Below are 12,174 nucleotides of genomic sequence, written 5' to 3'. Positions count from 1 at the left end.
ACGCGCATCGGGTGCAACTACTGTATCAGCTTATTTATTGCATTGCCCGCCGATCAGAAACGGTGGCGGATGCCAAAGGCAATACTGTTGCCGACGGTTTGCTCGGTGATCTTGTCGTACATGTAGATCGCATACAAGTCGGTGCGCTTCGACATATTGTAGTCGTAGCCCAGCGATGCCGTATTGCGCTTGAGCGATTCGCCCACCGCGGCGCCGGAACGCTTGGTGTTGGCCCACGAGGCCAGCACCGCGCCTTGGCCCAGCGGGATGCTGGTGCCGAGTTGCAGCGTCTTGTCTTTCAGGTCGATGTCATGCGAGGTCTGGTCGTAGGTGGCGAACAGCTTGGCGACGGTGAAGTCGTAGGTAGCACCGAGGAACCAGGCCGACTGGCGCGCCGCTACCATGCCGCTTGGCAGGGGGATATTGGTGGACGGTTGCACATTGCCTGGCGACAGTTCCAGCGGATTGTTGACCTTGACCCGTTGATAGTAAGCGGTCAATGCCAGCGGTCCGTGGAAGTACAAGACATTGGCGCCGATATTGTTCTTGCCGTTGTTGCCCGCCTGTTCGCCGAACTGATAGTGGAAGTTGGCTTTGAGGCCGCCGAAGTCTGGCGTGGTGTAGATGACTTCATTGCTCCAGCCGGTATCGCCTGCCAGCGAACTGGTCCAGCCGGAAGCGTTGAACCAAGGCACATCCAGGTGCAGGATCAGCGGCGACAGCTGGAAGGAATCGCCGAACGGGTTGAACAGGATGGACGGCAGAAAGTTCGGCGCCAGGTCGCGGCCCAGCGAAACCGCACCGAAGTTGCCCATCAAGCCGACATTGGCGTCGCGCGAGAACATGGTTTCATTGCCGTCGAAGCGGCCGGTCTGGCCGGTGTCGGCGCGGAAGAAGGAGGTCAGGTTGAACTTGGCCTTGAGGCCGCCGCCGAGATCCTCGGTGCCTTTGAAGCCGATCCAGGAAGTGGTCAGGCCGCCGCTGTTGACGACGCTGGTGCGTCCCGAGTCGCCGCTGTATTTCATCGAGCCAACGTAGGTGTCGACCAGGCCTGTGACCTGGACCGACGTCTGGGCCATGGCTGGCAGTGCAATCGTCGCGCCGAGGGCCGCCACGAGTTGCAGTTTTTTCAATTTGTTTTTAACTGGGTACATCCCTGTCTCCTGATTTTTATAAGATGGTAAATAAGTAGTAAATAAATTTCCGGTTTTATTCATCTGAAACAACACGCGTCCGTGTTCAAGCAAGGTCCGTGGAACCGCCACGGCGGGTTGAAAAAGCGTTATGCCGAAAACGGATGCGTCGCCCGCCAGTGGTCGGCGATGTCGATACGCCGGGTAATCCATACCTGGCCGTGGCTCTGCACATAATCGAGGAAGCGCGCCAGCGCCGCAGCGCGTCCGGGCCTGCCGACCAGGCGGCAGTGCAGGCCGACCGACAGCATTTTCGGCTGGTTCAGGCCATGCGGATCGCCTTCGCGGTACAGCACGTCGAAGGCGTCTTTCAGGTAATCGAAGAACTGGGTGCCGGAATTGAAGCCTTGCATGGCGGCGAAGCGCATGTCGTTGGTGTCCAGGGTATAAGGCACGATCAGTTGCGGTTTGCTTTGCGCCTTGCCGTTGCCGTCCTTGAAGCTGACCTGTTCCCAGAACGGCAGGTCGTCGCCGTAGTGGTCGGCGTCGTAGCTGAAGCCGCCGTGTTCCATCACCAGGCGGCGGGTGTTGGGCGAATCGCGGCCGGTATACCAGCCGAGCGGGGCGCTGCCGGTCAATTGTTTGATGACGCTGACGGCTTCGGCGATATGCGCGCGTTCGGTGGCTTCGTCGATATTCTGGTAACTGATCCAGCGCAAGCCGTGGCAGGCGATTTCATGGCCAAGTTCTTGAAAAGCGGCGGTCGCTTCCGGGTTGCGCTGTAGCGCGCGCGCAACACCGAACACGGTCAGGGGCAGGCGGCGATCTTCAAACATGCGCAATAAACGCCAGACGCCGGCGCGCGAACCGTATTCGTACAGCGATTCCATGCTCATGTGGCGCGCCGGGAAGCTCTGGGCGCCGACGATTTCGGAGAGGAAGGTTTCCGACCCGGCGTCCCCGTCCAGCACGCAGTTTTCGCTGCCTTCTTCATAGTTCAGCACGAACTGCAGGGCGATCCGGGCCTTGTTCGGCCATTGCGGGTGGGGCGGCTTGCGGCCGTAGCCGGTCATGTCGCGCGGGTAGTGAGGATCGGTGTTGATGGTCATTGCTGGGCCTGGAGAGTTCGATTGATCTGAATGCGTTGTAGGAATTATGTGCGCTGCAGCCATGATTAATATATGCCGGATAGTATATTGACCTGGACCCTGCGGTATATCATTTGATCGATACTCGTTTTCAACTAATCGATATAGGGAACTGTCATGGGAAACGCCGTTGGAAAATTAAGTACGCACGTTCTGGATATTACCCAGGGCAAGCCGGGCGCAGGTGTCAAAATCGCACTCTACTCCGTTACCGCTGCCGGCCGCAGCCTGTTAAAGAGTGCAGTGACCAACCAGGATGGGCGGGTTGACGTGCCTTTGCTGCAGGGCGAAGAGATGCAGACCGGACAATACGAGCTGGTGTTTTCGGCCGGGGACTATTTCGCTTCGCAAGGAATTGACCTGCCAAGTCCGCGTTTTGTTGATCGCGTCACGCTGGCTTTTGGCATTGCCCATGCCGATCAGAACTACCACGTGCCGCTGGTGGTGTCGCCATGGTCGTATTCTACCTATCGCGGCAGTTAATTACTCCTGCCAATCTGCCCAACGGGGTACGCCGGCCAGGCCTGCCCCGCATAGCGATAGACCCTGGGTTTATCGTCAAATAACCACATCAGCAAGATCAATCCGCCCTCCCTATAAGCTTTGTGCTAAACTGTGTCTCAACATTTTTCGATAAATGACGGACCGGTTGCAGCTTTAGCCCGGCCGGCTGGATTGAAATCTAAGGAACGAGCGGTGCACCCGTGGTGCGGCTGTCTTATTCATGTCTTATTGTCCCCGCCCTCATTAATCCTCCTCTAACGGGCGCTGGACAGCAGTATCAACAGCTTTTTCTTTGACCGGGCATCAGGCGGATTAACGACGCCTGCCGTTGAACATAAGCTCTGCGAATTTTTTAATAAAATTTAAATAAACTACGTCGTACATGAATACTATTGAGGCCAAGAAAGTCCTCGAAACTGCATTGCTCTGTGCTCACGAGCCGCTGTCGCTTAACGACTTGAAAAAGCTGTATTCGCGCAATGGCGACGATAGCGGCGAGGAAGACGGAGAAATCAATGCGGATACGATCAGGTCCATGCTGGAGGAGCTGCGTTCGGACTGGGCGGACAAGGGCATCGAGGTAGTTGCCCTGTCGACCGGCTGGCGCTTTCAGAGCCGCCCCGAGATGAAAGTCTATCTGGAGCGCCTGAACCCGGAAAAGCCGCCGAAATACTCGCGCGCCACCCTTGAAACCTTGGCAATTATTGCCTATCGTCAACCGGTAACCCGCGGCGATATCGAGGAAATCCGTGGCGTCACAGTCAATTCGCAGACCGTGAAAATGCTGGAGGAGCGCGGCTGGATCGAGGCCATCGGCCATCGCGACGTGCCAGGACGGCCGGCCTTGTTCGCCACCACCAAGCATTTTCTCGACGATCTCGGCCTGACCTCGCTGGATCAGCTGCCGCCGCTGCAACAGGTTGCCCGCAATGACATGCAGGAAGGCAATCTACTCGAATTGCAGGCGCTGGAAGCGGATCTGGAAGCGAGCATGGAGGCCAGGGCGGTGCTGGATGCCGCTGCAGCCAGGGAAGCAAGTGACGTACAACTGGAGTCCGAGCTAGCCGCGCAGGATGTGCAAGATCAACAAGATCGGCTGGAAGCGCATATAGCAGCCGACGGCTCTGCGGACGCAAGACAGATTGAAGAACCACTGGCGGAAGATGTTGTCGATGGAGCCATCGGCGAATCGGAAGCCATGACGGAAAATGCAGCGGAAACGGCTGAGGAAATCATTGCTCAGCCGCAGGAAACAACCGTTGCATCGAATGAAACCCACACCAACGACCAAGCGCCCGCATCGGATGATGAAGCCACGCCAGGTCGGCATAACCAACACCTGAATAATGAACCCACCTAGTTCCAATGATGCACCGGTCGTCGACGTGACAGCCGCCACTGAACCGAAGCCAGCCAAAAAGCCGAGAGCGCGCAAAGCCGCGGCTGAAGCGCCGGCCGTTGCAGAGACGCCCGTTGCGGCTGAGCCGGTCAAACGTGTACCGCGTGCGCCGCGCAAGAAAGTAGCTGCGGCCGCCGACGACAGCAGCGTTGCATCGGAAGTTGTTGCTGTAAGTGCAACTGAGGCGCCAGCGCCGGCCAAACCTAAAGCTGCCCCGCGCAAGAAAGCGGCAGCGGCTGCCGAACCAGTCGTCAGTGTCGAGGCGCCTGCCCCGGCAGCGCCGGTGGTGGTGGAAGCGGCGCCGTTCGTTAATACAACAGAAAATCAGGAAACCGTGCCGCGCGAGCGGCCGGCCAAGCGCGGCGTGCGCGGTCCGCGCGCCTTGCGCAGCAACCGTGCCGCCCAGCGTGCGCAAGAGTCTTCGGCTGCCGCTGAAGCCGCAGCCGAGGGCGGCAATCTGGCCGCCGCTGACGGCCAGCCGGCTGTAGCTGTAACCCAGGCGGGCGATGCGGGTGAACCGCGCCAGCCGCGTGGCGAGCGCAACAATGGCCGCAGCGGCGAACGCAATGGCGAACGCGGCGCTGACCGCAATTCGCGCGACCGCCAGCAAAAAGGCAAGAAGCCGCAAGCACAGAATGGCAAGCCAGGCCAACAACGTAACGGCAAGCCGGGCGGCCGCGGCGCCGACGCCGATGAAGTTTTCTCTTTCGTTACCTCCGAGTCCTTCGATACGCTGGTGACCACTGAAGACGCAAATGACCGCCGCCAGGCTGCACAGAAAGTTGTCCGGCGCGACCTGACCGCCGAAGATGATGCGCCTAAGCTGCACAAGGTGCTGGCGGAAGTCGGCCTCGGTTCGCGGCGCGACATGGAAGAACTGATTATCGCCGGCCGGGTATCGGTCAACAGCGAGCCGGCCCATATCGGCCAGCGCATCCTGCCGACCGACCAGATCCGTATCAATGGCAAGTTGCTGCAACGCAAGGTCAGCAAGCGTCCGCCACGAGTGCTGGTGTACCACAAGCCGGCTGGCGAGATCGTCAGCCACAACGATCCGGATGGCCGTCCATCGGTATTCGACCGTTTGCCTAATATGAAGGCAGCCAAATGGCTGGCCGTCGGGCGCCTGGATTTCAACACTGAAGGTCTGCTGCTGTTTACGACTTCGGGCGACCTGTGTAACCGCCTGATGCACCCGCGCTACGGCATCGATCGCGAATACGCGGTGCGTACCCTGGGCGAGCTGGAGCAAGGCATGCGCCAGAAACTGCTGGCCGGCGTCGAGCTGGAAGACGGCCTGGCGCAATTCACCAAGATTGCGGATGGCGGCGGCGAAGGCATCAACAAATGGTATCGCGTGGTGATCGGCGAAGGCCGTAACCGTGAAGTGCGCCGCATGTTCGAGGCTATCGGCCTGACCGTGTCGCGTCTGATCCGTACCCGTTACGGCGCCATGACGCTGCCGCGCGGCCTCAAGCGTGGCCGCTGGGAAGAGCTGGATGAGAATGCGGTGCGCGACATGATGGCGGCGTACGGGCTGGACAAGCCGGCCGCCGGCCAGAATGCCGGCGGTGGCAAGGGCCGTCCCGATTTCAACAAGGATCGCGGCGAGCCTAACGGTAATCGCGCCGACAGCGCGCCGCAAGGTCCTGGCGCTTACCGCGACCCGGGTTTTGGCGGCCAGCCGCGTGGTAACCAGGGGCGTGGCCCGGGTGGCGGCCAAGGTCGTCCTCAGGGTGGTGGTCAAGGTCGTCCGCAAGGCGGCGGCCAAGGCCGCCCGCAAGGTGGTAGTGGTGGCGGTCAGCCGCGCAGCCGCCAGCCGGATCCATTGCAAACCGCGTTGGGCTTCCCGGATGCCGGGCAGCACCGGCGCAATGGCGGTGGCGGTGGTTTTGCCCGTCCGGCGCGTCCTAACAAGGCAGCTGGCGGACCAACCGGCGGCGGTCATTATGGCGCCCAAGGCGTGCCACGCCGGCGGCCGCGCGGCTAATCAGTGTTCTTGTCCCTGGCGGTTTTTGCCGCTCTGGACGATGTGGAAAGAAGTGGCGGGAAGTGTTGCAATAATGATTAATTTACCGTCTGTTGGCGGCCGATTGTCAATAAATGCAAACTTCCTGCATTGCGGTACATAGCCCAATCGTTTATAATTTACAAGTTAACAGAAGTCATTAACGAGATTTAAAGCGGAATTAAATTGAATATTGCTTGAAGAATTCGATTTGATGCGCAGCCGGTCTCGCGAAACTGCTTGAAATGACAAACGATAAGAAGATGGGCAGATGCCCATTTTTTTTTTGCTTTTCGTTTTTAGCGGTTTTTAAGTCGTGCTTGCCGCTTGTGCGTATTTATTCGGGCCTGCAATTGCCGGGCCGGTAGCTATATTTATAGGGAGTTGCCTTGCAGTTGCTGGAGCTGATTGAAACAACCGTGGTTGGCATGGGCTACGAGCTGGTCGAATTCGAAAAGGCCGCGCGTGGCTTGTTGCGCGTATACATCGATTTCACGCCGGAAAACGCCGAGCAGGGCCCGATCACGGTAGAAGATTGCGAAAAAGTGACGCATCAGCTGCTGCACGTGCTGACGGTGGAAAACGTCGTGTACGAGCGGCTGGAAGTCTCGTCGCCGGGCCTCGACCGGCCGCTGAAGAAACTGGCTGACTATGTACGTTTTGCCGGCAAGGAAGCGATCGTGAAATTGCGTGTGGCGATGCCGGGCGCAGCACATCGGAAGTCATTTCAAGGTGTCCTCGGCGAACCCGACGGCGAGAACTTGAAAATCGAATTTGAAACAAAAGATGGGTCGGCGGTGTTGGATTTTACGCTCGCTGACGTAGATAAGGCACACCTGGTGCCGCAAGTGGATTTTAGGAGTCGCAAAGCATGAGTCGCGAAATTTTATTGTTGGTCGATGCGCTCGCGCATGAAAAAAACGTCGATCGGGATGTTGTGTTCGGTGCGCTCGAACACGCGCTTGGACAGGCAACCAAAAAACGCTACGAGGGCGACGTCGATATCCGCGTCACGATCGATCGTGAAACCGGAGAGTTCGAATCCTTCCGCCGCTGGCACGTAGTGCCGGATGAAGCGGGTCTGCAATTGCCGGACCAGGAAATCCTGCTGTTCGAAGCCAAGGAACAGATTGACGACGTCGAAGTCGACGACCACATCGAAGAACCGATCGAATCGGTTGAGTTCGGCCGCCGCTTTGCGCAAGACACCAAGCAGGTCGTGCTGCAACGGATCCGCGACGCTGAACGCGAACAGATCCTGGCCGACTTCCTGGAACGCGGCGATTCGCTGGTCACCGGCACCATCAAACGGATGGAACGCGGCGACGCCATCGTTGAATCGGGCAAGATCGAAGCACGCTTGCCGCGCGACCAGACGATTCCTAAGGAAAACCTGCGTATCGGCGACCGCGTCCGCGCTTTCATCCTGCGTATCGACCGCAATGCCCGCGGCCCGCAAGTGATCCTGTCGCGCACCGCGCCGGAATTCATCATGAAACTGTTCGAACTGGAAGTTCCGGAAATCGAACAAGGCTCGCTGGAAATCAAGTCGGCGGCACGCGACCCTGGCGTACGCGCCAAGATCGCTGTGTTTACCGCGGACAAGCGCATCGATCCTATCGGCACCTGCGTCGGCATGCGTGGTTCACGCGTGCAGGCCGTGACTGGCGAACTGGGCGGCGAACGGGTCGACATCGTGTTGTGGTCGGAAGACCCGGCGCAATTCGTCATCGGCGCACTGGCTCCTGCTAATGTTTCTTCGATCATGGTTGACGAAGAAAAGCACGCCATGGATGTGGTCGTGGATGAAGAGAACCTGGCGATCGCCATCGGCCGCGGTGGCCAGAACGTGCGCCTGGCGGCAGAACTGACCGGCTGGCAGATCAACATCATGACAGCGGAAGAATCGGCCGACAAATCGGCCGTGGAAACCGCGGCGATCCGCACCCTGTTCATGGAAAAACTGGACGTCGACCAGGAAGTCGCCGACATCCTGGTGGAAGAAGGTTTCGCCAGCCTGGAAGAGATCGCCTACGTGCCGATCACCGAAATGCTGGAGATCGATTCGTTTGACGAAGACACTGTCAACGAACTGCGCAACCGGGCGCGCGATGCCCTGGTGACCGAAGCGATTGCCTCGGAAGAAGGACTGGAAGGCATGGAAGATGCGCTGGTTAACTTCGAAGGCATGGACCGGGTTACCGCCGGCAAGCTGGGCCTGGCGGGAGTCAAGACCTTGGCTGCCTTCGCCGCCCTGGCGTATGACGAGTTTGGCGCGATCCTGGCTTTGCCAGCCGAGCGTGCGCGTCATTTGATTGAAGAAGAGTTTAAAGATGTGACCGACGATGAGATGAAACTCATCGATGCCAAGTACGATGATCATGCCAAGGCCCTGCAAGCCAAGGCATGGAATACAGCGGAAGCCAAGTGATCGAGTGATCCGAGAGGTTCCGTATCGTCTGCCGCGCCACATAGAAAAAGAGGACTGAATGGCGAGTAACAATGTAGCCCAATTTGCCACCGAGCTGAAAATGCCAGCGGACTTACTGCTGACACAACTGCAATCGGCTGGCGTCCAGAAAAATTCGACTGACGACGCCTTGTCGAAAGAAGACAAGGATCGCCTGCTGGAACACCTGCGCCGTTCGCACGGTGCGGTGCCAGATAGCGAAAAGAAGAAAATCACGCTGACCCGCAAGGAAACCACCGAGATCAAGCAGGCTGACGCCACTGGCAAGTCGCGTACGATCCAGGTTGAAGTGCGCAAGAAGCGTACTTTCGTCAAGCGTGACGAGCCGGTTGCCGAAGTAGCGGCAGCACCGGTCGCGCCTGCCGCGCCCGTCGTCGACGAAGCGGAACAGGCACGCCGGGTGGAAGAAGCTCGCCGTCAGGCAGAATTGATCGCTCGCCAGGAAGCCGAATTGCTGGAAAAACAGGAACGCCTGGCTAAGCTGGAAGCTGAGAAGGAAGCGCAAGCCAAGGCTGCGCAAAAAGCCGAAAGCGACGCCAAGAAAGCTGAACTGGAAGCCAAGAAAGCCGCTGCGCAAGCACCGGCCCCGGTGGCTGCCAGCACCGATGCGCCGGTCAAGCAGGAAGATCCGGCAGCAGAAGAAAAGAAACGCCTGGCCAGCGAAGAAGCCAAGCAGAAGGTTGCGCAAGCCGCCAAGGAAGCTGCCGAGAAATCCGCTGCCACCGAACGCGCTCGCAAGGCCGTGCAAGATGAAGTGGCGCAGATCAAGGCCATGATGAATGCGCCGCGCCGCGTGATCAAGGCTCCTGAGCCGGTAGCGCCAGTCGCTGCCCCGGCCAAGACCGCTGAAGGCACGCTGCACAAGCCAGCCGACAAGAAGCCGGGCGAGAAGAAAGACGACAAGAAGGTCGTGGTCGACAAGAAGTCGATCAAGTCCGCTAACGTCTCTTCGACCTGGCAGGACGACGCCGCCAAGAAGCGCGGCCTCGGCATCAAGACCCGCGGCAATACCGGCGGCGGGCGCGATGGCTGGCGCGGTGGTCCTAAGGGCCGCCGTGGTTCGCATAACGACGATCACGAAAGCAATTTCCAGGCGCCGACAGAAGCGGTCATCAAGGACATCTATGTTCCTGAAACCATTACTGTCGCTGAACTGGCGCACAAGATGTCGGTCAAGGCTTCGGAAGTCATCAAGCATTTGATGAAACTGGGCCAGATGGTCACCATCAACCAGGTGCTGGACCAGGAAACTTCGATGATTCTGGTCGAAGAAATGGGCCACACCGCGCACGCTGCGAAACTGGACGATCCGGAAGCATTGCTGGTCGACGGCGAAGAACATGCCGACGCCGAATTGCTGCCGCGCGCACCGGTGGTCACCGTCATGGGTCACGTCGACCATGGCAAGACTTCGCTGCTGGATTACATCCGCCGCGCCAAGGTTGCCTCCGGCGAAGCCGGCGGCATTACCCAGCACATCGGTGCATATCACGTTGAAACTCCGCGTGGCATGATCACCTTCCTCGACACCCCGGGCCACGAAGCGTTTACCGCGATGCGTGCCCGCGGCGCCAAGGCGACCGATATCGTCATCCTGGTGGTGGCGGCCGACGACGGCGTGATGCCGCAAACCAAGGAAGCGATCGCCCACGCGAAAGCAGCCGGCGTACCGCTGGTGGTGGCGATCAACAAGATCGACAAACCGGGCGGCAACCTGGATCGCGTCAAGCAGGAACTGATCGCGGAACAAGTGGTGCCGGAAGAATACGGTGGCGAATCGCCATTCGTGCCGGTATCGGCCAAGACTGGCGAAGGCATCGACAACTTGCTGGAGCAAGTGCTGCTGCAAGCCGAAGTGCTGGAGCTGAAGGCCGCGGTTGCTGCCCCGGCCCGTGGCCTGGTGGTGGAAGCGCGTCTCGACAAGGGTCGCGGTCCGGTAGCAACCATCCTGGTGCAGTCCGGCACCTTGAAGCGCGGCGACGTCGTGCTGGCGGGTTCGGCTTATGGCCGTGTCCGTGCAATGCTGGATGAAAACGGCAAGGCGATTTCCGAAGCCGGTCCATCGATCCCGGTCGAAATCCAGGGCCTGACAGAAGTGCCGGTTGCCGGCGAAGAAGTCATGGTCATGGCAGACGAGCGCAAGGCGCGCGAAATCGGTCAGTTCCGTCAAGGTAAATACCGTGACGTCAAGCTGGCCAAGCAGCAAGCCGCGAAGCTGGAAAACATGTTCGACCAGATGGCCGAAGGCGAAGTCAAGAACCTGCCGATGATCATCAAGACCGACGTGCAAGGTTCGCAAGAAGCTCTGGTGCAATCGCTGCAGAAGCTGTCGACCAGCGAAGTCCGGGTACAAGTGGTGCACGCCGGCGTCGGCGGCATCAGCGAGTCGGACGTCAACCTGGCAGTCGCTTCCAAGGCCGTGATCATCGGCTTCAACGCCCGCGCCGATGCACAGGCTCGCAAGCTGGCGGAAGCCAACGGCGTCGACATCCGTTACTACAACATCATTTACGATGCGGTGGACGAGATCAAGGCAGCGATGTCCGGCATGTTGTCGCCGGAGAAGCGCGAACAGAACCTCGGCCTGGTGGAAATTCGCCAGGTGCTGCTGGTCAGCAAAGTCGGCGCGATTGCCGGTTGCTACGTGCTCGAAGGCCTGGTCAAGCGTGGCGCTTCGGTCCGTCTGCTGCGCGACAACGTGGTCTTGTGGACAGGCGAGCTGGATTCGCTGAAACGCTTCAAGGACGACGTCAAGGAAGTCCGTTCCGGCTTCGAATGCGGTCTGACCCTGAAGAACTTCAACGACATCAAAGAAGGCGATCACCTCGAAATCTTTGAAGTCGAAGAAATCGCGCGTACCCTGTAATAGTCAAAGCACACGCACGCAACTCAGGTGCGTAAGGCAGGAAAATCGGGCCTAAAAGCCCGATTTTCATTTGGCGGCAAGTTGTGTCATGTTGGTAAGTTGTTGGTAGTTCATTTGTGAAAGATATAGCGCGTAACAGCGCCGAATAAAAGTATGGCTAAACATAGTAAATCCATCCCCGGCCGCGGCCTGCGCGTTGCAGACCAGATCCAGAAGGACCTGTCCGAGATCATCGTTTTCGAGCTGAAAGACCCGCGGGTCGGCATGATCACGATTACCGAAGTGCAGGTGACGCCGGATTACGCCCATGCCAAGGTGTTTTTCACGATGCTGAACGACGACCTGGAAGCGATTGCGAATACCGTCAAGGGCCTGACCCAGGCCGCCGGCTTCCTGCGCAACCAGCTGGGCCGCCGCCTGTCTATCCACACCCTACCGGCCTTGCATTTCATCCATGACAATTCGACCGCCCGCGGCGTCGAGATGTCGCGCCTGATCGACTTGGCGAACGCAACCCGTTCCAAGGATGACGGCCAGGAATAAATGACTTCTTGATCAGATTTGATCGGCAGTCATTGTCAACCATTTGATGCGGCTTGCTGGCAACAGCAAGCCGTTTCCGTTTCTCCCTTTTTTGCATTGCTAC

9 protein-coding genes are annotated in these 12,174 nt (G+C 58.9%); 7 read left to right on the top strand and 2 right to left on the bottom strand.

From position 1 onward, the window contains the following. Positions 1 to 53 precede the first annotated feature (53 nt). The gene (locus BCF11_RS05200; protein ID WP_199110756.1) at positions 54 to 1,154 is read right to left on the bottom strand and encodes a porin; all 1,101 of its coding nucleotides are present in this window, start codon (positions 1,152 to 1,154) and stop codon (positions 54 to 56) included. Positions 1,155 to 1,282: 128 nt separating this feature from the next. Continuing rightward, positions 1,283 to 2,242 (bottom strand): allantoinase PuuE, encoded by a 960-nt coding sequence (puuE, locus tag BCF11_RS05195; RefSeq protein ID WP_098493799.1) that lies wholly within the window; start codon positions 2,240 to 2,242, stop codon positions 1,283 to 1,285. 156 nt (positions 2,243 to 2,398) lie between these two features. Here puuE and uraH point away from each other — a divergent pair, with 156 nt between their 5' ends. From uraH to rbfA, 7 genes are all read left to right on the top strand, one after another. Next, positions 2,399 to 2,764 carry a hydroxyisourate hydrolase gene (gene uraH, locus BCF11_RS05190; RefSeq protein ID WP_098493798.1) on the top strand — a complete coding sequence of 122 codons (366 nt, stop codon included), beginning with the start codon at positions 2,399 to 2,401 and terminating at the stop codon, positions 2,762 to 2,764. 403 nt (positions 2,765 to 3,167) lie between these two features. Further along, positions 3,168 to 4,145 (top strand): SMC-Scp complex subunit ScpB, encoded by a 978-nt coding sequence (scpB, locus tag BCF11_RS05185; RefSeq protein WP_098493797.1) that lies wholly within the window; start codon positions 3,168 to 3,170, stop codon positions 4,143 to 4,145. Next, positions 4,132 to 6,174, top strand: coding sequence for a 23S rRNA pseudouridine(2605) synthase RluB (rluB, locus tag BCF11_RS05180; protein WP_098493796.1), 2,043 nt, complete (start codon positions 4,132 to 4,134; stop codon positions 6,172 to 6,174). Before scpB ends, rluB begins: the two co-directional genes overlap by 14 nt. Before the next feature lie 407 nt (positions 6,175 to 6,581). Further along, complete coding sequence (gene rimP, locus BCF11_RS05175) at positions 6,582 to 7,067, top strand: ribosome maturation factor RimP (protein ID WP_098493795.1); 486 nt, start codon at positions 6,582 to 6,584, stop codon at positions 7,065 to 7,067. Further along, positions 7,064 to 8,623, top strand: coding sequence for a transcription termination factor NusA (gene nusA, locus BCF11_RS05170; RefSeq protein WP_098493794.1), 1,560 nt, complete (start codon positions 7,064 to 7,066; stop codon positions 8,621 to 8,623). The genes rimP and nusA overlap by 4 nt, the downstream gene beginning before the upstream one ends. A gap of 58 nt (positions 8,624 to 8,681) precedes the next feature. Beyond that, complete coding sequence (gene infB, locus BCF11_RS05165) at positions 8,682 to 11,528, top strand: translation initiation factor IF-2 (RefSeq protein WP_098493793.1); 2,847 nt, start codon at positions 8,682 to 8,684, stop codon at positions 11,526 to 11,528. A 153-nt stretch (positions 11,529 to 11,681) separates the two neighbouring features. Next, on the top strand, positions 11,682 to 12,071 hold the full coding sequence (rbfA, locus tag BCF11_RS05160) for a 30S ribosome-binding factor RbfA (RefSeq protein WP_038492268.1): 390 nt from the start codon (positions 11,682 to 11,684) through the stop codon (positions 12,069 to 12,071). Positions 12,072 to 12,174: the final 103 nt, after the last annotated feature.

It is taken from the genome of Collimonas sp. PA-H2, assembly GCF_002564105.1.
In the GTDB taxonomy this organism is placed as follows: Bacteria; Pseudomonadota; Gammaproteobacteria; order Burkholderiales; family Burkholderiaceae_D; genus Collimonas.
The sequence above is the reverse complement of the archived record's forward strand: the minus strand, read 5'-3'. Positions and strand labels throughout refer to the sequence as shown.

Coding starts and splice junctions, on each gene's coding strand:
- rbfA (WP_038492268.1), top strand. CDS start 11,682: ATGGCTAAACATAGTAAATCCATCCCCGGCCGCGGCCTGCGCGTTGCA.
- puuE (WP_098493799.1), bottom strand. CDS start 2,242: ATGACCATCAACACCGATCCTCACTACCCGCGCGACATGACCGGCTAC.
- rluB (WP_098493796.1), top strand. CDS start 4,132: ATGAACCCACCTAGTTCCAATGATGCACCGGTCGTCGACGTGACAGCC.
- scpB (WP_098493797.1), top strand. CDS start 3,168: ATGAATACTATTGAGGCCAAGAAAGTCCTCGAAACTGCATTGCTCTGT.
- infB (WP_098493793.1), top strand. CDS start 8,682: ATGGCGAGTAACAATGTAGCCCAATTTGCCACCGAGCTGAAAATGCCA.
- nusA (WP_098493794.1), top strand. CDS start 7,064: ATGAGTCGCGAAATTTTATTGTTGGTCGATGCGCTCGCGCATGAAAAA.
- BCF11_RS05200 (WP_199110756.1), bottom strand. CDS start 1,154: ATGTACCCAGTTAAAAACAAATTGAAAAAACTGCAACTCGTGGCGGCC.
- uraH (WP_098493798.1), top strand. CDS start 2,399: ATGGGAAACGCCGTTGGAAAATTAAGTACGCACGTTCTGGATATTACC.